At 71.1% G+C, this 18,403-nt stretch carries 20 protein-coding genes and 1 tRNA gene; 9 read left to right on the top strand and 12 right to left on the bottom strand.

Annotation, left to right across the window (positions count from 1 at the left end; all coding sequences use genetic code 11):
* Window positions 1-4: 4 nt before the first annotated feature.
* Genes HHX41_RS15340 through HHX41_RS15330 form a run of 3 tightly spaced genes read right to left on the bottom strand, consistent with a single transcriptional unit; the run spans window position 5 to window position 3,025 of the window.
* Window positions 5-823: a carbohydrate ABC transporter permease gene (locus HHX41_RS15340; protein WP_182906483.1), complete on the bottom strand. Its 819-nt coding sequence runs from the start codon at window positions 821-823 to the stop codon at window positions 5-7.
* Entirely contained in the window at window positions 820-1,764 is a 945-nt protein-coding gene (locus tag HHX41_RS15335; protein ID WP_169987732.1) for a carbohydrate ABC transporter permease, read from the bottom strand. Before HHX41_RS15335 ends, HHX41_RS15340 begins: the two co-directional genes overlap by 4 nt.
* 1 nt (window position 1,765) lies before the next feature.
* Entirely contained in the window at window positions 1,766-3,025 is a 1,260-nt protein-coding gene (locus HHX41_RS15330; RefSeq protein WP_182906482.1) for an extracellular solute-binding protein, read from the bottom strand.
* A 140-nt stretch (window positions 3,026-3,165) separates the two neighbouring features.
* Between HHX41_RS15330 and HHX41_RS15325 the strand changes: the two genes are divergently transcribed.
* Both HHX41_RS15325 and HHX41_RS15320 read left to right on the top strand, forming a co-directional pair.
* On the top strand, window positions 3,166-3,894 hold the full coding sequence (locus HHX41_RS15325) for a GntR family transcriptional regulator (protein ID WP_169987730.1): 729 nt from the start codon (window positions 3,166-3,168) through the stop codon (window positions 3,892-3,894).
* Between the two features lie 218 nt (window positions 3,895-4,112).
* Window positions 4,113-5,729, top strand: a complete 1,617-nt coding sequence (locus tag HHX41_RS15320; protein ID WP_182906481.1) for a hypothetical protein — start codon at window positions 4,113-4,115, stop codon at window positions 5,727-5,729.
* 92 nt (window positions 5,730-5,821) lie between these two features.
* On the opposite strand, the gene HHX41_RS15315 is transcribed toward HHX41_RS15320, so the two are convergent.
* Entirely contained in the window at window positions 5,822-7,162 is a 1,341-nt protein-coding gene (locus tag HHX41_RS15315) for a DUF2786 domain-containing protein (protein ID WP_182906480.1), read from the bottom strand.
* Between the two features lie 117 nt (window positions 7,163-7,279).
* Window positions 7,280-8,203 carry a 2'-5' RNA ligase family protein gene (locus tag HHX41_RS15310; RefSeq protein WP_220504077.1) on the bottom strand — a complete coding sequence of 308 codons (924 nt, stop codon included), beginning with the start codon at window positions 8,201-8,203 and terminating at the stop codon, window positions 7,280-7,282.
* Between the two features lie 175 nt (window positions 8,204-8,378).
* On the opposite strand from HHX41_RS15310, the gene HHX41_RS15305 reads away from it, so the two are divergent.
* On the top strand, window positions 8,379-8,579 hold the full coding sequence (locus HHX41_RS15305) for a hypothetical protein (RefSeq protein WP_169987724.1): 201 nt from the start codon (window positions 8,379-8,381) through the stop codon (window positions 8,577-8,579).
* Between the two features lie 174 nt (window positions 8,580-8,753).
* Here HHX41_RS15305 and HHX41_RS15300 read toward each other — a convergent pair.
* Window positions 8,754-8,830, bottom strand: a tRNA-Lys gene (locus HHX41_RS15300).
* A 160-nt stretch (window positions 8,831-8,990) separates the two neighbouring features.
* Here HHX41_RS15300 and HHX41_RS15295 point away from each other — a divergent pair.
* Window positions 8,991-9,353, top strand: coding sequence for a PRC-barrel domain containing protein (locus HHX41_RS15295; RefSeq protein WP_169987722.1), 363 nt, complete (start codon window positions 8,991-8,993; stop codon window positions 9,351-9,353).
* A gap of 111 nt (window positions 9,354-9,464) precedes the next feature.
* On the opposite strand, the gene HHX41_RS15290 is transcribed toward HHX41_RS15295, so the two are convergent.
* Window positions 9,465-10,061 carry a nucleotidyltransferase family protein gene (locus HHX41_RS15290; RefSeq protein WP_182906479.1) on the bottom strand — a complete coding sequence of 199 codons (597 nt, stop codon included), beginning with the start codon at window positions 10,059-10,061 and terminating at the stop codon, window positions 9,465-9,467.
* 55 nt (window positions 10,062-10,116) lie between these two features.
* On the opposite strand from HHX41_RS15290, the gene HHX41_RS15285 reads away from it, so the two are divergent.
* On the top strand, window positions 10,117-10,617 hold the full coding sequence (locus tag HHX41_RS15285) for a DUF1360 domain-containing protein (protein WP_182906478.1): 501 nt from the start codon (window positions 10,117-10,119) through the stop codon (window positions 10,615-10,617).
* Window positions 10,618-10,672: 55 nt separating this feature from the next.
* Entirely contained in the window at window positions 10,673-11,164 is a 492-nt protein-coding gene (locus tag HHX41_RS15280; protein ID WP_169984116.1) for a DUF6328 family protein, read from the top strand.
* Between the two features lie 52 nt (window positions 11,165-11,216).
* Here the strand turns inward: HHX41_RS15280 and HHX41_RS15275 are convergent, their stop codons facing one another.
* Window positions 11,217-12,179 carry an LLM class F420-dependent oxidoreductase gene (locus tag HHX41_RS15275; RefSeq protein WP_182906477.1) on the bottom strand — a complete coding sequence of 321 codons (963 nt, stop codon included), beginning with the start codon at window positions 12,177-12,179 and terminating at the stop codon, window positions 11,217-11,219.
* 120 nt (window positions 12,180-12,299) lie between these two features.
* Between HHX41_RS15275 and HHX41_RS15270 the strand changes: the two genes are divergently transcribed.
* The gene (locus HHX41_RS15270) at window positions 12,300-12,449 is read left to right on the top strand and encodes a GPGG-motif small membrane protein (protein WP_169947694.1); all 150 of its coding nucleotides are present in this window, start codon (window positions 12,300-12,302) and stop codon (window positions 12,447-12,449) included.
* A gap of 80 nt (window positions 12,450-12,529) precedes the next feature.
* Here HHX41_RS15270 and HHX41_RS15265 read toward each other — a convergent pair whose 3' ends face one another.
* Together HHX41_RS15265 and HHX41_RS15260 are read right to left on the bottom strand one after the other, a co-directional pair.
* Complete coding sequence (locus HHX41_RS15265) at window positions 12,530-13,258, bottom strand: metallophosphoesterase (protein WP_310742001.1); 729 nt, start codon at window positions 13,256-13,258, stop codon at window positions 12,530-12,532.
* Window positions 13,255-13,500, bottom strand: coding sequence for a BON domain-containing protein (locus tag HHX41_RS15260; protein ID WP_030505965.1), 246 nt, complete (start codon window positions 13,498-13,500; stop codon window positions 13,255-13,257). The genes HHX41_RS15265 and HHX41_RS15260 overlap by 4 nt, the downstream gene beginning before the upstream one ends.
* 592 nt (window positions 13,501-14,092) lie before the next feature.
* Between HHX41_RS15260 and HHX41_RS15255 the strand changes: the two genes are divergently transcribed.
* Window positions 14,093-15,316 (top strand): glycosyltransferase, encoded by a 1,224-nt coding sequence (locus HHX41_RS15255; protein ID WP_259400971.1) that lies wholly within the window; start codon window positions 14,093-14,095, stop codon window positions 15,314-15,316.
* A gap of 25 nt (window positions 15,317-15,341) precedes the next feature.
* Window positions 15,342-16,250 (top strand): glycosyltransferase family 9 protein, encoded by a 909-nt coding sequence (locus HHX41_RS41760; RefSeq protein WP_182906475.1) that lies wholly within the window; start codon window positions 15,342-15,344, stop codon window positions 16,248-16,250.
* On the opposite strand, the gene HHX41_RS15245 is transcribed toward HHX41_RS41760, so the two are convergent.
* Both HHX41_RS15245 and HHX41_RS15240 read right to left on the bottom strand, forming a co-directional pair.
* Window positions 16,210-17,322, bottom strand: coding sequence for a DNA topoisomerase IB (locus HHX41_RS15245; protein ID WP_182906474.1), 1,113 nt, complete (start codon window positions 17,320-17,322; stop codon window positions 16,210-16,212). The genes HHX41_RS41760 and HHX41_RS15245 overlap by 41 nt on opposite strands.
* Complete coding sequence (locus HHX41_RS15240) at window positions 17,319-18,368, bottom strand: glycosyltransferase family 9 protein (protein WP_182906473.1); 1,050 nt, start codon at window positions 18,366-18,368, stop codon at window positions 17,319-17,321. Before HHX41_RS15240 ends, HHX41_RS15245 begins: the two co-directional genes overlap by 4 nt.
* Window positions 18,369-18,403 lie beyond the last annotated feature (35 nt).

Below are 18,403 nucleotides of genomic sequence, written 5' to 3'. Positions count from 1 at the left end.
TGGGTCATCCCTTCACCGCGCCCGCGATCATCCCGGAGGACACGCGGCGCTGGAGCACGAGGAAGACGAGCAGGACGGGGAGCATGAACAGCGTGGCGGCGGCCATGGTGGCGCCCCAGTCGGTGCCGAAGACGTTGGCGAACCCGGACAGCCAGATCGGCAGCGTACGGTCGCCCTGGTCCTTGATCATGAGCGCGTTGGCGAAGGCGAACTCGTTCCACGCGGTGATGAAGCCGAACAGCGATGTGGACATCAGGCCCGGCGCGAGCAGCGGCAGCACCACCCGGCGGAACGCCTCGGCCCGGCCGCAGCCGTCCATCAGCGCGGCCTCCTCCAGCTCGGGCGGGACCGCCGCGATGAACCCGCGCAGCGTCACGATCGTGAACGGCAGCGTCGTGACGAAGTACACCAGCGTCAGCGTCGGCAGCCGGTCGAGCATGTCCGCGTCGCGGGCGATGATGTAGACCGGCACGAGCAGCGCCGACCAGGGAGCGGTCTGTGCGACGAAGACCATCAGGATGAACCCGCGCCGCGCCGGCCAGCGCAGCCGGGCCACGGCGAAGGCGGCCGGCAGCGCCACGACCAGCGCGAGCACCACCGCGCCGAGCGTGACCGCCAGGCTGTTGCGCCAGAACGTCCAGAACCCGGCGGCCCGTACGGCCGTCGCGAAGTGGTCGAGGGTCGGCCGGGCGGGCCAGAACGCCGGGGTCTCGGTGAGGATGTCCACCGTCGGCTTGAACGCGGTGATCACCATCCAGTAGACGGGGAACACCGACACCGCCAGCACACCCACGGCTGCCAGGTTGAGTGCGGCCCTCCTCACGCTCCCTCCTCCCGGAACATGCGGCGCAGGTGGACGACCAGCACCGCGAGCAGCATCAGCACGGTCAGCGTGGAGACGGCCGATCCCAGGTCGTACCGGTGCAGCGACTGCGCGATCTGGAACGCGTAGACCGGCAGCGTGGCGGTGGCGCCACCGGGGCCGCCCTTACTGATCGCCCAGATCTGCGCGAAGCAGGTGAGGACCCAGATGACCTCGAGCGACGTGATCAGGCCGAACAGCGGGCGCAGGATGGGGAACGTGACCCGGCCGAAGACCTGCCACGGCCCGGCCCCGTCGATCCGGGCCGCCTCGTAGAGCTCTCCGGGAATGGTGGTGAGTCCCGCGTAGAGGGTGAGCGCGGCGAACGGCACCGACTGCCAGACCACCAGCGCGACCAGGATCGCGAAGGTCGCCCGTCCGTCGGCGAACCACGTGTAGTCGCGGAAGGAGTCGAAGCCGAGCCGCACCAGCACCCAGTTGACGACGCCCAGGCGCGACTGGAAGAGCCACTGGAAGATCGTCGTCGCGGCCAGCACCGGCGTGGCCCAGGTGAGCACCATCCCGCTCATGACGGCCAGCCGCATACGGCGCCCCAGATGCGGCAGCATCAGCGCCACCGCGGTGGCGATCACCATGATCAGCACGACGTTGGCGGCCGTCCACAGGAAGGTCCGCCGTACGACCGCCCAGAACTCCGGCCCGCCGAGGGCCTCGGCATAGTTGGCGAGGCCCGCGAAGGCCGCCCCGCCCCTGATCAGCTCGCCCAGCCGGAAGTGCTGGAAGGAGATCACGACGCTGCGGGCCAGCGGGTAGACGAGCAGGCACGCGAACGCGGCCAGGGCCGGGGCCACCAGCAGGTAGGGCCAGAACGCGCCTTTTCTGCGGGTTCTCGCCTCGACGACGAGGGCGGGACGGGCCGTGCGGGCGAGGGCGCGCGCCATGTCAGGACCTGGTGTTGAGGATCGTGGTGATCACGCCGGAGGCCTCCTTCGCCGCGGTGGCCGCGTCGCCTCCGGTGAGCACCTTGGTCATGTACTCCTTGATGACGTTCCTGGCCTCCACGGCCGCCCAGTTGGGCGAGTTGGGCGTGGCGTGCCCGACCGCGGCCCCCGCCGCCATCGCCGCGGTGGCCTCGTCGCCGCTCAGGACCCCGGCGTACGAGGTGCGGTTGGGCACGTAGCTCATCTCCTTGGCCATGTCGAGCTGGAACTTCTCCCCGGCCAGGGCCTTGACCACCTCGTACGCCTCGTCCGGGTGCGCGGACGCCTCGGGGATGATCAGATCGGACCCTCCGGTGAAGACGGCGCCCGGCCTGTCCGCGGTCTTGCCGGGGATCGGGAAGAAGCCCAGCTTGCCCTTGAGGTCCGGGTTGGCCTTCTCGATCGCGACCGCGCCGCCGGGCGCGGAGATGATCTGCGCGACGTCGCCCTTGCCGAACACGTCGGCCTGCGGCGGCCTGGCCTCGTCGGAGTCCCTGGGCCCCTTGCCGAGCGCCTGGAGCCGTTCGTAGAACGCCATCCCGGCGAGCGCCTGCGGCGTGTCGAGCGCGCCCTTCCACTGGCCGCCCTCTTCCACGGCGAGGTCGCCGCCCTCGTCCCAGACGAACCCCGCGAGGGTGTACCAGTTCTGGCCCGGCAGGTAGATGCCCTGTACGCCGCCCTTGTTCAGCCTGGTCGTGACGTCGATCCACTCGTCACGCGTCTTCGGCGGGGAGGTGACGCCGGCCTTGGCGAACAGGTCCTTGTTGTAGACGACCACTCGGTTGGCGGCGTACCAGGGGATGCCGTACTGCCTGCCGTCGATCTTCCCCGGCTCGGCCAGGCCGGGCAGCCAGTCGGCGCCGCCCAGGTCGGCGACCTTGCCGGTGAGGTCCCTGACCCCACCGCTGGCGGCGTACTCGGCGACCTGGGTGTTGCCGACCTCGATGACGTCGGGGGCGTCCTTGCTGGCCAGCGCACTGATGACCTTCTGCCCGATGCCGTCCCACTCCTGGCTCTGGACGTTCAGGGTGATTCCGGGATGCGACCGCTGGAAGTCGTCCGTGAACCGCTTCACGATCGCGTCCGACAGGCTGTCGCGCATGAACCACACGGTCAGCGTGGTCGTACCGGTCTGTCCGGATGTCCCGGGCTCGGACGCCGAGCCGCAACCGGCGAGCGCGAGGCTGAACGCGGCCGCCGCGGCGAGGAGGCGTAACCTCATCGGTCCTCCCAGTGGTCAGTTATTGGTAAACCGTTGAGAGGAGAGTGGTCTTAACCAGTCAGGCTGTCAAGGGGCGATATTTCGGCTTATTGCCAGGCCGAGATGGGGAGGATTGGTCAACTACTGGTAAGGTCTGGGGGGTGCAGAGACTCCCAGCGGGCCTCAAGCGCGACCGGGTCAGAGACGTCCTGCTCGACCTGATCGCCGACAAGGAGCCCGGCACCGCCATCCCCTCGGAACGCGACCTGTCCCGGGAACTCGGCGTCTCCCGCCCGACTCTCCGCGCGGCGATCGACGGGCTCGTACGGCAGGGCATGCTGGTGCGGGAGCACGGGCGGGGAACGTTCACCGGACGCCGGAAGGTCACCCAGCCCCTCGCGGCCGGCGACGACTCCTTCCACGCCCCCGCCGCCGAGGGGAACTGGCTCAGCCGCATCCTCGAGTTCGACTCCGCCCCGGCCACCGCCCGGCTGGCGCACCGCCTGCAGGTCTCGCCCGCCGACCCGGTCCTGCGCGTCGTACGGCTACGCCTAGTGGACGACGAGCCGATCGCGATCGAGCGCATCCACCTGCCGCACCGCCTGGTCGAGTCCCTGCGGCCCGAGGACATGGTGTCCGGGTCGTTCTACCGGTTCCTGCGTACGAGGTTCGGCATCGACGTCCGCCGCGCCACCCAGAGCATCGAGCCGACCGTCACCGACGAGACCGAGGCCGAACTGCTCGGCGTCCCCCAGCACGCTCCCGCTCTGCTCATCGAGCGCACGGCCCGCGAGGCCGGCGGCCGTGTCGTGGAGTTCACGAGGTCCATCTACCGCGGCGACCGCTACCGGATCACCTCGGAACTCCACTTCGACGACTCCTCCGGCTGACACGGAGGCGGTCACGCAGAGTGCTGGAGATATGCGAAAACGGTGATCGGGAGGTCTCTGATCAGCCACACTGGGTGCCGCACACCCCCCAGAAAAGGCGATGGGGAGCGGCCCTTCCGGGCGACTCCCCTGCCTAAGTCCTCTTGAGAGTACTTTCCCCGGCGGGCTGTGCGCAAGCAGTAACGCCACAGTCACTCAGCCGAAGGGGTACCTCGCCGATGGGAGCCGTCAGCAGCAGGCCTGAAACCGGTGCCCTGGTCACCGCCAGGGTGCAGGAGTTGCTGGAATCGTGGCGTCCCTGGCAGCGCCGCCTGTGGGACGTGGGCACGGTCCTCGCCCTGCGCGAGGCGGTGGAGGCGGCCGACTGGGTGGGACGCCACGTCCTCTCGCAGGCCTCCCTCGCCTGGTACGCCCGGGAGTCGCTGCTCCCCAGGCTCAGGACCGACAGCGCATTGGGGGACGGGCTGATCCGCCGGCACCTGCACCAGATCTGTGTCAGGCCGATCAAGCCCGGCGCCCGCAGCCAGCGCGCGCTGGCGCTCCTGTCGGACCTCGTGGCCGACGGCTATCTTCGTCGTTGGCGCGATCTCCTTACTTCTGACCGCGTTCATGTGGAACGTTCCGCCCGGTGCGTCGCCGCTCACCTACTGGACGAGGGCTTTCATCAGGATTTCCTCCGGCGTGAGATCAAGACACGGCTCGCCGGATCGACCGACCCGGTCGACCTGATCGATCTCCTCATCGAACTCGAATCCCGCGGCGAGCTCGACTACGAGGGGGTGATCGTCCTCCAGGACAGGGTGCCCGCGCCGCAGGTGGCACTGAAGTCCTCGCACTGGCTGTCGCAGGAGGAGGTACGCCGGCGGCTGCTGACGGAGTTTCCACAGGTCACGGGTGTCCGCGCAAGCGGAGGCCTGCTGTTCCGCGTACGGGCTCGCGACCACGTCTCGGCCGTGCAGCAGGTGACCGAGTTGTTCGACCGGGTCCGCAACAGGGTGCGTTACCGGCGGGGGCAGACGGCGCTGGACGTCTACCCCAAGGTGTTCATCTCGGGGCTGGCCGAACCACAGGACTTCCGGCGGGGCGACCCGGCGGTGACCGTGCTGTCGCTGGAACGCGTCGGCGTGCTCTACGACCTGCCCGACGCCGGTGCGCACGGGCTGCGCATCGACGACGCGCTCGAACTCGCCGCGCCGCTCACGGAGAGCTCGCCGAGCACGGCCGTGGCAGGGGCCTGGGCCGCCATCGAATCGCTGCTCTTCTGCGACACCGACGAAGCCGACCGCGAGGAGGGGCGGGCGGTGGCCGCGGACCGGGCCGCCGCGCTGGTGGCGGCGGGCTGGCCACGCGCCGAACTGACCGCCCTGAGCTACGACGCCCGGATCCGCGAGGAAGATCCTCGCCTGTGCCGTGACCTCGACGTGATCGGCGGCAACAACCGCGAGCGCGCCCGGCGGATGGTCCGGTGGCTGACCGCGGAGCCGGTCGTGCGCGTGGACGACCCCGTGACCACGGCCGCGCTCGGACGGATGCGCGAGCTGGTCGCCGCACCGTCAGTGACCCTCGGGCGCGTGGAGCGCTATCTCCGCGGTTGCTTCCGGCGCCTCTACCGCCAGCGCAACATCGTGCTGCACGGCGGTTCGACGCGATCGATCGCGCTGCCCTCGACCGTGCGGACGGCAGGGCCGCTCGTGGGCGCCGCACTGGATCGGCTCGCGCACGGTCACGCGGTCTCGGGCGTCGCTCCGCTCGACATGGCCGGCCGCGCGGAGCTGGCCCTGCGGGTGGTGGAGGACGCCGACGGCTGGGGGCCGCACGAGTTGCTCGATGCCTGAAACCCGACGTACTGCGGCGTCCTGTGCCGTCGGCGTCGACGTCGGCCGGGCCGGTCGGGCACCTGCCGCGGCCGTGTCGTCGCGGGGTCGGATCAACCGCCTCCCCGGGTGACCTTGGCGCGTAGGTCGAGAACGGCACGGTCGGCGGCGGCCCGGCCGGAGATCCAGCCCTCCCGGTTACTGATCGGGCCCGCGCCGACCATCGTCAGTGTCGGGAAGAGCTCCTCGACCCTCGCCTCGACCTCGGCCTCCCGGGCCGCCAGCACCGGCAGCAGGTCGCGCCCGGTGTCGGCGGCGGCCTCCCGCATCGCCTGTCCCGTCGCCTCCCGCAGCCGCTCGCCGATGCGCTGGGCGTACGCCGCGAGGAAGGACTGCCGGAACGACCGCGTGCGGGAACGGCCGAGGCCGTCACGGCGGGACCCCGCGAGCCTCATCGCCGTCGTGGCCTGCACCAGCAGGGAGGTGAACAGCACCTCCACCGCGGTCAGGTCCGCGGGGAACCCGAGCACGGTGGCGAACCCGAAATGCCGGCTCCATACCGAGCGGCAGTGGTTGGCCGAGGCGATGACGTCCAGCAGCATCGCCTTCGGGCCCTCGTAGGGCGACTCGACGCCCAGCCGGCGTCCCTCCGGCCGCCCGGCTCCTGCCTGGCCGTCCGTCCGGGCGGCCAGCAGCGCGGCGTCGATGCTGTGCCGGGCCATCAGCGACTGGGCCGCGGCGGTGAACGTCTCGGCCTCCGCCTCGAACTCGGTCGACTCGGCTTTGGCCAGCAGTGCCCGCACCCGGGCGAGCATCCGTTCGTCCACGGCGCCGCCGCGGGAGCCCGGCGTACGCCGGGCCGTTCCCGGCACCGGGCACAGCCGTTCCAGCGGCGGCAGCGTGGCCAGAAGGCGGACCACCCGCAGCGCGCAGGCGACCATCGCGATCCGGTCGCCGTCCTCGTGCAGGTACTCCTCGTCGCGGCTCCACCACACGGTCGCGCCCATGGCCGCGAGCTGGTCCAGCCAGCGCTCGTCCACCGTCGCCGCGGCGTAGGCCCGCATCTCGGCCGCGACGGCGTCGGTCACGAGGCGGACGTGCCGGGCCTCAAGCCGCCGTCCCACCAGCCGGACGACGTCGGCGGGCTGCCAGCCGCGCTCCCAGGCGAGTGTCACGTGCCGGTTCAGCGCGTCCAGCAGAGCACGGTCCACGACTTCGCGCAGCCCCTGGCCCTGTGCGAGGACCTTCACGCATCGCCGGAACTCGGTCTCGTCGTGGCGGCGCGTCGCCTCCAGCGCTGCCGACAGCAGCTCGGCCACCAGCTCCTCCGCCGCCCGCCCGGGGGACTGCGACGACCAGGGGAAGCTCCAGGCGGCCTCCCCCGGCGGCCCGAGACTCCGCCGCCGGGTGTCTTCCCGCTCTCCGGCTCCACGCCGCCGGTTCGCCCCGATCATCCGCTCGCCCTCCCCCGATCGGCGCCCCTCCGGGGGCCCTCGACGGCCGCCCGGTCGGGTCGTGCGAGCGATTCTGTCAGGCCCGGCCACCGGCTCCGTGACGTTATCCACAGGCGGTCACAGGGATCCGAGCAGACGGAAGCGTTCGGCCACGATCAGCGTGTCGTCGTCGATCAACGGTGGTCCGCCGAGGACGGCGGACATCTCCGGGCCGGTCCAGAAGCGCTCGTGGGCGGCCCGCCACTGGGCGACGGTGTCGTACCCCTCGCCCTCGTCGCGGGCGAACGCCTCGTCGACCTCGCGGATCGGCACCACCCGCACCTGGGTCGTCTCCAGGAGCGCCACGCGCCGCCCGGCGGAGTCGATCAGCGCGGTCCACCGGCCGGCCGCCGGGAGGGGGTCGCCGCAGTGCTCGTAATCCGCCAGCAGGCCCGCGGTGGCCGTCTTGTCCCCGCTCAGGATCGCCGCGACCAAGCGCTCGCGCAGCGGCCCCGGGAACGCGAACTCGGCCACCGGCGGCTCGCCCAGCGGGAAGAACGCCTCCGCACGCCAGCTCTCGCCGTCGAAGACCCGCAGCGTCACGCCGCCGACGAGCGTCGTCACGGGCAGTCCGGCCGCCAGGTCCGCCGCGACCCCGGCGTCGGGCTGGCCGCCGAGACCCTCCGCGACCGTGAGGTGCGGCACGATGTCGCCGAACCGGCCTCCGTACGGCGGCGCCTCCGGCCAACGGCCTGCCACCGCCTCGGTGAGCTCCCGCAGCGGCCCGTCCGGTTCCGGTGCGAGGTAGAGCACGTCCGGGAAGCGGCCGACGTCCCCGAACGCGACCTCGAACGGCCGCCGCGCCGCGAACAGGTCGCGCAGCGCGGCGAGCACGCCGTCGTCGAGGCGTTCTCTCGGGAGGAACGGATACAGGACGGTGACGTGCGCGGGCATGCCGTACGCCGCGGAGGAGTCGTAGCGTTCCCGCAGGTCCCGGACCAGGGGCTCGGCCGAGGGGACCTCCACCACCAGGGCGGTCTCCCCCATCTCGAAGGGTGCCATGCCCGCCATCCTCCCGCCGGAAGGTCACGCGTACGACCGGATGCCGCTGCGGCGCATCACGTACCCCTCTGGGCATTTACATGGAGGATTCAGCCAGATTAAATCTTTATTTCCAGATACATGGTGATCTGGGCCACATTGGTGCCGAGCCTGATCGTGCGAGGAGTGGTGCCCGATGGTGTTGTCGCTGGTGAAGCGGATGGTCTTCGCTCTCGGCCAGGGATTCGTACGGCTCGGACGGTACTGGGCCGCCCAGTTCGGCGTCGCCTGCACGCTGACCTGGACCCCCGACGCGGCCCACCTCGCGCGCGAGCAGGAGGAGACCGAGCACTGGGACTGGTCGATCCCCTACCACTGGTACGAGACCTCCCGCTGACGCCGCGCCGCCGCGTACCGGCCGAGCCGATGCCCCGGCGGATCGCCGATTCCCCGGCACGGGGTGACGGGCGGCCGCGCGGTCAGGAAGCTCCGGCGACGAGCCGACGTCACGAGACGAAGTCCGGGCACCGGAACGCGAAAAGCCCAGGCCGAACGGCCTGGGCTTTCGATGTGGTGCGCCGCCAGGGACTCGAACCCCGGACCCGCTGATTAAGAGTCAGCTGCTCTAACCAACTGAGCTAGCGGCGCCCGCCCCACAAGAGTAGCGGCATCCGGAGGTGTTCCGCGCCACGGCGCGACCGATCGCACCGGATGGCGGGCGACCAGATGATGTCCTGCCCTTACGTGTCCGGGATGTTCTCCTTCTCCCCATCGGGTACGGAGAGTGACGACGAAGGGAGTGAGCACCATGACACCGGATCTCTGGTCGTATTCCGACACCGTGAGCGGCACGGGTCAGCAGATGGACATCGCCGGATACGACGTGCAGGCCGTGGACGGGAAGATCGGCTCCGTGGACGAGGCCACCTATGAGGCGGGCCAGAGCTACATCGTCGTGGACACGGGCCCGTGGATCTTCGGCAAGAAGGTCATGCTGCCCGCGAGTGTGGTGACGAGGATCGACTTCCAGGATCGCAAGGTCTTCGTCAGCCGCACCAAACAGGAGATCAAGAACGCGCCGGAGTTCAACGAGACGGCGATGAGCGAGCCGGGCTACCGGGACCGCGTCGGGGAGTACTACGGGCGTTTCCCCCGCACTTCGTCCATGTGATGGCGGAAAGGGGCCGCGCCGCCGTGGCGGCGCGGCCCCTTTCTTCTTCCCACCGGAGGCCCCTCCCGGCCCCTCCTCCGCATGGACCGGGCGGCGGCCGGAGCGGGCCTTTCAGGGCCAGGCGCTGTCGGGCCGAGGTGTCGTAGGGGCGATGATGCGCAGCCGCTCCAGGAGCGTGACGAACGTCGAGGCGTACGGCGACGGCGCGGCGACCGAGGCGACCCGGTCCCAGTCGACCTGCTCCCGCATGGCGCGGACCATCGGCAGCAGCGAGCCGTAGTCGCAGGCGTGCTCGGACAGCGGCAGTATCCAGGAGATCACAAGATCGGTGGCTTCGAGGACGGGCAGGCTCAGCGCGGCGGTGTTGATCGGCTCGGATCGAGCGATCATCGCCTCGGTCACCGGCCTGTCGGCGAGTGAGAAGATCAGGTCGACGAGCACACCTTCCTCGTCGAACGCCTTGACCAGCCAGTCCTCCGGTGGTTTCGCGGTCCGGAAACCCAGGCTCTCCAGGGTTTTCAGCGCGAGCGGGACGTCTTCCTCGACCAGGGCGAAGTCGACGTCGTGCAGTGATGGCGCGGCGCCCCTCGCGTAGCCGGCGCAGCCTCCGGCCAGGGCGAAGCGCACCCCGGCCTCCTTGAGACCGGCCCCGGCGCGCTTGAGCGTTTCAAGAATCGCGTCGGTGACTTCGTGACTGTGACTACCCACTCACGTCGCTTGCCCAGCAATGTTCGCCGCAAACAATCCCGGGTAGGGCGCGCTCATGACCGAGACCCTCCAGGAGATCAAGCGCGAGTACGAGGGCGAGGAGAGCCGTCCACTCGCCTCGTACACACGGGTTCTCGCGGTGTACGGCGGAGCCGTAGGGGCGCTGCTGGCCGCGGCGAAACTGACGGGCCGCACCGGCCCCGAGAAGATCAAGGTGATGGACCTCATGCTCATGGGGCTGTTCACGCACCGGCTCTCGCGGACGCTCGCGAAGGACCCGGTCACCAGCCCCATTCGCGCCCCCTTCACCCGGTACGAGGGGGTCTCCGGCCCGGCGGAGCTCAAGGAAGAGGTCCGCGGCCATGGGCTGCAGCACGCCGTGGGCGAGCTGCTGACCTGCCCGTTCTGCCTGTCCCAGTGGATCGCCACGGGATACGCGGCGGGGACTGTGTTCTTCCCCAGGGTGACCCGGCTGGCCGGGGCCACGATGACGGCCGTGGCGATCTCCGACTGGCTTCAGCTCGCCTACGCGCGCCTGATGAAGTCCGCGGAATGAGCGAGCGAACCGACACGACACGACTCGACTCCGAGCCGCCGGGCGAGGAGGCGGCATGAGCGAGGTGCTGGAGCCGTTGGAGAACACCGACGAGCACCCGAAGGAGCGCGTCGACCGCGAGCTCGGCGAGTTGCTGCAAGGTCTGCGGGTGGCCGCGACGGGCGTGCAGGTGCTGTTCGCGTTCCTGCTGACGCTCCCGTTCTCCGCCGGTTTCGAGAAGATCGACGCCACCGGAAACTGGCTGTTCTACACCGCGGTCGTGTCCGCGGCGGTCGCGTCCATCTGCCTGATCGCTCCGGCGACCCAGCACCGGATCCTGTTCCGGTCGGGTCTCAAGGAGCTGCTGCTGCAGCGGGCGAACCGGCTCGGCGTGGTCGGCGGGCTCGCCCTGGCCGTGTCGATGGCCTGCTCCACCGCCCTGGTCATGGACGCGCTGACCGGTATGTGGCCGACGGCGCTGGTCGGCGCGGGTGTGGCGCTGCTGTCCGGCTGGCTCTGGTTCATCCAGCCGCTCCTGTCGCTGCGCCTGGTCAGGGACGACGCCTGAAGAACCGCCATGAGAGCGCGACCGCGTGCACCGCGGTCGCGCTTCTTCGCGATCAGCCCGCTTCCCGCAGGCGCGGCAGGATCCGCGTCGCGTAGAACTCGAAGAAGCCGTCCTGGTCCGGGCCGATCTGGTTGACGTAGACCTCGTCGAAGCCGGCGTCCACGTACTCGCGGATCGCGTTCAGGTGCGCCTCGGGGGAGGGTCCGCAGGGCGTGGACCGGGTCGCGGCCTCCTCCGTGACGAGCTGTGAGAGCTGCTCGAAGTGCCGGGGCAGCGGCAGGAGCTGTGCGGCCTCGCCCGGGATCCCCTGGTTGGGCCAGAGCCGGTGGACGGTCCTGCGCGCCTCGGCCTGGTCGTCCGACCAGCACACCTTCAGCCCGGCCGCGCACGGCTTGCCCTCGCCGCCCGCCTTGTGGAACGCCTCCACCATGTCGGCGGCGGGCGCGGTGTGGATGTAGCCGTCGCCGAGCCGGCCCGCGAGCTCGACGGACTTGGGCCCGAAGCCCGAGATGTAGACCGGCGGGGGCCGGTCCGGCAGCGAGTACAGCCGGGCCGTGTCCACCTCGTAGAACTCGCCGCGGTAGGTCACCAGCTCGCCGGTCCACAGCTCCCTGATGACGTCGAGAGCCTCCTCCAGCATTTGCTGGCGATCCTCGGCCGGGGGCCACTGGTCGCCCAGGATGTGCTCGTTCAACGCCTCTCCGGTGCCGACCCCGAGCCGGAACCTGCCCTCCAGCAGGATCTGGGCGGTCGCCGCGGCCTGGGCGATGATCGCCGGGTGGATGCGGATGATGGGGCAGGTGACGGCGGTGGTCACCGGTAGCGACGTCGCCTGCGAGACAGCCCCGATGACGGACCACACGAACGAGCTCTCGCCCTGCTCGTCCAGCCACGGGTGATAGTGGTCCGAGATCCACAACGCCTCGAAGCCGGCCTCCTCGGCGAGTTTCGCCTGGCGGACCAGCTCCTTCGGATCATGTTCCTCACTGGACAGGAAATAGCCGAAAGTGGTCATGTATCACCACATGCCCGAATATTGTCAAGCAAACGTAACAATGAGTACTGCGAGGGCAAATTCGATCGGCCTCAGGCCTGAATGATGTTACGAGACCCTTTGTACGGGCAGTGGAGGGCCATGGCTACTCTGCTTTGGATCATCGCCGTGGTACTGGTAATCGCCGGGATCTACGTGATCCTGGCCCGTCGGGACATCCTCTGGGGGATCGTCCTCATCGTCATCGGATTCCTCGTCGGCCCCGGTGGCGTCAGTATCTTCAATCCCTAGTCGCACCTCACCCACCCTGATCGCGGACACCGAGACGGCGGCCGGCCACAAGGGCCGGCCGCCGTCTCACGGCTGAACGCTCAGCATTGGTCGCCGTTCAGGCAGTAGACGGTGTACGCGTGCTTGATGACCGGAAGGGCGACATTACGCACCCGGATACCTCCGGGAGTCACGCCCTTTTCGGTGCCCGCGTGCGCGTGGCCGTGAATGAAGAGATCCGCGCCCTCGGCGTCGGCGGCCTCCGCCAGCATGTAACTGCCGAGGAACGGATAGATTTCCGGCGGCTCGCCCATCAGCGTGTCCTTGACCGGCGAGTAATGGCTGAGCACGATCTTGTGGTCGGCGTCGAGTTCCTTGAGCGCCCGCCGCCACCGCTCGGCGATTTCCTTGGTGTGCCGGACGAACGCCTTGGTCTCCGGCTCGCCGAACTCGCTCGCGCATTTCCCGGCGAAACCGCCGCCGAAGCCCTTGCCTCCGGCGACTCCGAGCCGTACGCCGTCGACGGGGACGACCGTCCCCTCGTCGTCGAGTACGGTGATGCCGGCGTCGCGGAGGAGGTCGATGATCTCCTGGTTGCAGTCGGAGTGGTAGTCGTGGTTGCCGAGCACGGCGACGACGGGGATGGGCAGGCCGCTCAGCTCCTCGGCGACCACCCGGCCCTCGGGGACCGTGCCGTGCCTGGTCAGATCGCCTCCTACCAGCAGCACGTCCGCGCGGCGCTCGATGCCCTCGATCTTCTTGCGATAGTGACCGCGCAGATCCTCGCCCAGATGGATGTCCGCGACGGCGGCGATCCGCAACTCCCTCACAGATGCTCCTCCTCTCCCGGCTCCCGCACCTCCACCAAGGTGATCTCGTTGTGCACCCGCAGGCCCGGAGCCGCCTCCCGGGCGACGTTCTCGATCTGGTGCCGCCGCTCGTCACAGGAGACCTGTCCGCGCAGGTAGACCTCTTCTCCTCGCACATCCACCCGAATGCCCAGCTCGGTGGTCCGATCGTCCTCCGCGAGAGCCCGCTGCACGCGGGCCGCGACATAGTGCGGCGTCTCCATCTCTTCCCCTCGTGTCCCCCTCGGTTCTGTATCGCTAGCGCTGCCCGGCCGTTGCCGGGCGAAACCAGTGGTTTGACGGGCGCGAGGGTGGATATGGTTGTTGGTATTCCTGGTGCCTAAGACGCAGGTACCTCCTTGGCGTGAGCATGCCGTGATGGAGGAGCGTCTTGGGAACGTGTGACCGGCCTTCACCTCGCCCCGGCCGAAGCACCGCGGGCACCGGCGGCACCGATCACCGCACCTCTTCCACGGGCACCGTCTCCTCCGACCCCAATGACACGGCCCCCCACAACACGGCCCCCCACGTCGCGGTCCCCTCCGTCGCGGTCCCCTCCGTACGGGCCGTCTCCGGCATCCCCCACCGGCCATGCGCCACCGTCCTCGCGGGCCACGCGCCCGCCCTCCGCCGTCCGCCCGCCACGGCCCGCCATGCGTGCGCCGCCGTCGTCGCGGGCGGTTCCGTCCCCGGGAACCGCCGCGTCCGCGCCGCCGCTTCCCGCGCACGGCGACCTGCCGCCGCCCCCGCCCCGGTCGCCGGACCTGCTCACCTGGACTCCCTGACTCCCGAGCCGGGTATTCGCCACTGCCGCTCATGGAGGAACCCCCAGTGAAGATCGCCATGGTCTCGGAGCACGCCAGCCCGCTCGCCACCCTCGGCGGTGTCGACGCCGGCGGTCAGAACGTGCACGTCGCCGCCCTCGCCCGGGAGCTCGCCCGGGCCGGGCACGAGGTCACCGTCTACACCCGCAGGGACCGCGAGGACCTGCCGGAGACTGTCGCCTTCGGCCCCGGGGTGGACGTCGTCCACGTCCCCGCGGGCCCCGCCTCCGAGATCCCCAAGGACGAGATCCTTCCCTGGATCCCCCACTTCGGGAAGTGGCTGCACGACCGCTGGCTGTTCGACCGGCCGGACGTCGTGCACAGCCACTTCTGGATGAGCGGGCTGGCCGCGCTCGCCGCGGCGGAGAAGCTGCGGATTCCGGTCGTCCACACCTTCCACGCGCTCGGCAGCGTCAAGCGGCGGCACCAGGGCCCGGCCGACACCAGCCCGCGCGAGCGCGTCGAGGCCGAGGCCGAGATCGGACGGCGCGCCGACTGCGTCATCGCGACCTGCACGGACGAGATCGACGAGCTGATCCGCATGCGGGTGCCGCGCCGCGCGACCCGGGTGGTCCCCTGCGGAGTCGACGTCACCGCCTTCCATCCGCACGTCGAGCCGCTGGAGCGGCCGGAGCGCCCGCGCCTGTTGTCGGTCGGCCGGCTCGTGCCGCGCAAGGGCCTGGAGACGACCATCAGGGCCCTGCAGTATCTGCGGGACGCCGAGCTGGTCGTCGCGGGCGGTCCCCCGGCCGCCGAGATGCACCACGACCCCGAGGTCACCCGGCTGCGCTGGCTCGCGACCCAGGTCGGCGTCTCCGACCGGGTCCGCTTCCTCGGCAGGGTCGAGCGCGACACGCTGCCCGCGCTGATGCGCTCGGCCACCGCCGTCGTCTCCGTGCCGTGGTACGAGCCGTTCGGGATGGTGGCGCTCGAGGCGATGGCCTGCGGCGTCCCCGTCGTCGCCTCGGCCGTCGGCGGACAGAAGGAGACCGTGGTCAACAACGTGACCGGTCTCCTCGTGCCGCCCCGCCGGCCCGCCGTGCTGGCCAGGGCGCTGCGCAAGCTGCTCGACGACCGGGTGCGGCGCACGGCGTACGGCATCGCGGGCGCCGACCGGGCCCGCGCGAGGTACGCCTGGAGCCGCATCGCCACCGAGACCCTGGCCGCCTACGACCGGGTGCTGTCCGCCCGGCAGCTGGAAAGGAGCGCCTCTTGATCCTGTCGCCTCCCGAGGTGAACCGGTGACGTCGACGGCCCTCGTGCTGCGTTCCGACGGCATCGGGGGCCTTCTCACCGTCGTGCCCGCGTTGCGCGCCCTGCGCCGCCACGGGCTGCGCGTCGTCCTCGCCTGCCCGCCGGAGCTGAGCGAGCTCGCCGCGCTCACCGGCGCGGTGGACCGGATCCTGCCCGCCTACGGGCTCGCGCCGCTGCCGTGGCCCGGGCCCGGCGAGGAGGACGCCGCTCACCCGCCGCTCCTGCCGGACCTCGCCGTCAACCTGCACGACCGCGGACCGCGCAGCCACCGCGTCCTCCTCGGTGTCGGGACGAGGCGCCTGTGGGCGTACGCGAACCCGGACGTCCCGTGGATCAGGGGGCCGTGGTGGGACCCGGGCGAGCACGAGGTGCTGCGGTGGTGCCGGCTGCTCCAGTGGCACGGCGTGCCGGCCGACCCGGAGGACATGGCGCTGCCCACTCCCCTGACCGCGAGCCCCGCCCCGGGGGGCGTCGTGATCCACCCCGGCGCGGGCGGCACCTCGCTGCGCTGGCCCGCCGACCGGTTCGCCGAGGTGGCCCGGGTGCTGACGGACGAGGGCCTGCCCGTCGTGATCACCGGCAGCGTTCGGGAACGGCCGATGGCCCTGCTCGTGGCGACCCGGGCGGTGCTGCCGCCGCAGATCGTGCTCGCGGGCCGAACCTCGCTGCGGGAGCTGTGCGCGCTGCTCGCCGGGGCCCGGCTGGTCATCAGCGGCGACGTCGCGATGACCCGCCTCGCCGGGGCCTACCGGACGCCCTCGGTGCTCGTGTCGACGGCGGACGGACGCCACCCGATCCTGCACGAGGCGGACGCGTCCGACCACCTGGGCTCGGTGGTCCCGGCCGCCCAGGTGGTCAGCGCCGCCGTGCGGGCGCTCGGCGCAGGAGTTCGATGACGGCCTCCTCGACCGGCCCGTGGGTGGCGAGCCGGCCCTCGCCGGTCTCCTCGCCCAGCCGTTCGAGGGGGATCGTCCGCCCCTTCTCATACAACGCGACGACGCGGGGGTCCACATAGGAGGCGCGGCACACCGACGGCGTGTTGCCGAGGTACTCCGACACCTCCTTCATCACCCTGGAGACCGCCCGTTTGCGCCCCGCGCCGCTGCGTACGGGGCGGGAGACGGCGAGCCCGACCGCGGCCAGGACCGTGGCGTGCCAGGTGCGGAAGTCCTTGGCCGAGACGTCCGTGCCGAAGGCGTCCTTCAGGTAGGCGTTGATGTCGGCGCTGCGCACGTCCACCCAGCCCTCCTCGGCGCGGTAGCGCAGCAGCTCGCCCCGGCGGCCCTTCGACAGCGCGGTGAGCACCGCGCACACGTCGGCGTCGGCCAGCACCTGCTCCCGCTCCTTGCGGCCCTTGGCCAGGTAGTGGCACACGACCTTGCCGTCCCCGCACTTCACGTGCGACGTCTTCAGGGTGGCCAGACCGTAGGAGTCGGTGTACTCCTCCCCGCCGACGCGGAAGAAGCCGATGTCGAGCATGCGCGCGGCGGTGGCCAGCACGCGCTCGCGGCTCAGGCCGTCGCCGCGCAGGTCGCGGGCGACCCGCTCGCGGAAGGCGGGGAGCTGCTGGGCGATCTCCAGCACGTGGTCGAACTTGGCCTCGTCCTGCTGCCTGCGCCACTCGTCGTGGTAGCGGTACTGCCGCCGGCCGGCGGCGTCGGTGCCCACGGCCTGGAGGTGGCCGTTCGGATGGGCGCAGATCCACACGTCGGTCCAGGCCGGGGGGATCGCGAGGCGATTGATCCGGTGCAGGGTGGCCCGGTCCTTCACGGGCCGGCCGGAGGCCCAGGAGTAGCTGAACCCGCGCCCGCGGCGCCGGCGCCGGATGCCCGGCTCGCTCGGGTCGCTCGGCCGCAGCTCGACGGGCGGTGTCTCGAAGACCTTCGCCTTCTCCGCCGCGGACTTGTCCGCCGCAGCCCTGTCCGCCGCGGACCTCGCCGCGCCGGACTTCTCGGCCACTGCGCTCATCGCAGCAGGTCCCACGCCTGTTCGAGCACGTCGTCCACGCTCACGTCGCCGACCCACGAGACGTCGCGGTGGCCGCACTCCCGCATGCCCTCCGTGCCGGCGGGGAGCCCGCAGACCGGGCAGCCCGACGTCCAGGAGATCAGCGGCCGCTGGTGCCCCCTGCTCAGCGGACCCCAGTTGATCATGTTGCCGCACCAGTAGATGCCCACGGTGGGCGTGCCCGTCGCCGCCGCCAGGTGGCGTGGCCCGGTGTCGTTGGAGACGAGCAGGTCGCAGGCGGCGTACAGCGCGGTGAGCCCGCCAAGCGACAGCTCTCCGACGACGGCCCTCGCCGGGGTCTGCATCTGCGCGACGACCTTCTCGACGACCTCCCGCTCCTCCTCGACGCCGGTCACCACCACCGGCCGTCCGAGGCGGTCGGCGACCTCCGCGAACCGCTCCGGCGGCCATCTCCTGCGCCGGTCCCCCGCGCCCGGGTGGATCGCCACCAGGCCCCGGGGCACCTTGCCGAGCGTGCGGTTCAGCTCGGTCCAGTCCTCCCTGACGACCGCGATCCTCGGCTCGATCTCGCTGGTGGCGGCGCCGAGCAGGCCGGCCACCTCCAGGTAGCGCAGGGTCTCGTGCTGGTAGTGGACGTACGGCACCCAGCGGTCGAGCGGCGCGGCGTCGGGCGTGCGCAGGCCGGCCGTCACCCGCGCCCCGAGGCCGCGGATGAACGGGTTGGAGTTGCGCCCGCCGCCGTGCATCTGGACGGCCAGGTCGAACCTGCGCTCACGCAGGTCCTCGTACAGCTCCTCGGGGGTGGCGGTCCCGTCCGGCGGGGAGGAGACGCCGGAGATGGGCGGCAGCGCCACCACCTCGTCCACCGGGCCCGGGCGGCCCCGCAGGAACCGCGCGTGCCATTCACGGCCGAGCAGGGTGATCTTGGCGGCGGGATACGCCCGCCTGAGCGCCCCGATGGCAGGCAGGGCCAGCAGCAGGTCGCCGAGGGCGTTGGCCCTCAGCACGGCGATCCGCTCGACTCCCTCGACGAGCAGCGCGCTCATGCCACCCGCCTCGTCCCCTCGTGCATCGGACACCC

It is taken from the genome of Microbispora sp. H13382, assembly GCF_014161445.1.
GTDB lineage: Bacteria > Actinomycetota > Actinomycetes > Streptosporangiales > Streptosporangiaceae > Microbispora.
The sequence above is the reverse complement of the archived record's forward strand: the minus strand, read 5'-3'. Positions and strand labels throughout refer to the sequence as shown.

What these genes read in the sequence shown, in the direction of transcription:
- HHX41_RS15335 (WP_169987732.1), bottom strand. Translation starts at nt 1,764, where the DNA reads ATGGCGCGCGCCCTCGCCCGCACGGCCCGTCCCGCCCTCGTCGTCGAG.
- HHX41_RS15330 (WP_182906482.1), bottom strand. Translation starts at nt 3,025, where the DNA reads ATGAGGTTACGCCTCCTCGCCGCGGCGGCCGCGTTCAGCCTCGCGCTC.
- HHX41_RS15320 (WP_182906481.1), top strand. Translation starts at nt 4,113, where the DNA reads ATGGGAGCCGTCAGCAGCAGGCCTGAAACCGGTGCCCTGGTCACCGCC.
- HHX41_RS15315 (WP_182906480.1), bottom strand. Translation starts at nt 7,162, where the DNA reads ATGATCGGGGCGAACCGGCGGCGTGGAGCCGGAGAGCGGGAAGACACC.
- HHX41_RS15310 (WP_220504077.1), bottom strand. Translation starts at nt 8,203, where the DNA reads ATGGCACCCTTCGAGATGGGGGAGACCGCCCTGGTGGTGGAGGTCCCC.
- HHX41_RS15305 (WP_169987724.1), top strand. Translation starts at nt 8,379, where the DNA reads ATGGTGTTGTCGCTGGTGAAGCGGATGGTCTTCGCTCTCGGCCAGGGA.
- HHX41_RS15295 (WP_169987722.1), top strand. Translation starts at nt 8,991, where the DNA reads ATGACACCGGATCTCTGGTCGTATTCCGACACCGTGAGCGGCACGGGT.
- HHX41_RS15285 (WP_182906478.1), top strand. Translation starts at nt 10,117, where the DNA reads ATGACCGAGACCCTCCAGGAGATCAAGCGCGAGTACGAGGGCGAGGAG.
- HHX41_RS15280 (WP_169984116.1), top strand. Translation starts at nt 10,673, where the DNA reads ATGAGCGAGGTGCTGGAGCCGTTGGAGAACACCGACGAGCACCCGAAG.
- HHX41_RS15275 (WP_182906477.1), bottom strand. Translation starts at nt 12,179, where the DNA reads ATGACCACTTTCGGCTATTTCCTGTCCAGTGAGGAACATGATCCGAAG.
- HHX41_RS15270 (WP_169947694.1), top strand. Translation starts at nt 12,300, where the DNA reads ATGGCTACTCTGCTTTGGATCATCGCCGTGGTACTGGTAATCGCCGGG.
- HHX41_RS15260 (WP_030505965.1), bottom strand. Translation starts at nt 13,500, where the DNA reads ATGGAGACGCCGCACTATGTCGCGGCCCGCGTGCAGCGGGCTCTCGCG.
- HHX41_RS15255 (WP_259400971.1), top strand. Translation starts at nt 14,093, where the DNA reads ATGGAGGAACCCCCAGTGAAGATCGCCATGGTCTCGGAGCACGCCAGC.
- HHX41_RS15245 (WP_182906474.1), bottom strand. Translation starts at nt 17,322, where the DNA reads ATGAGCGCAGTGGCCGAGAAGTCCGGCGCGGCGAGGTCCGCGGCGGAC.
- HHX41_RS15240 (WP_182906473.1), bottom strand. Translation starts at nt 18,368, where the DNA reads ATGAGCGCGCTGCTCGTCGAGGGAGTCGAGCGGATCGCCGTGCTGAGG.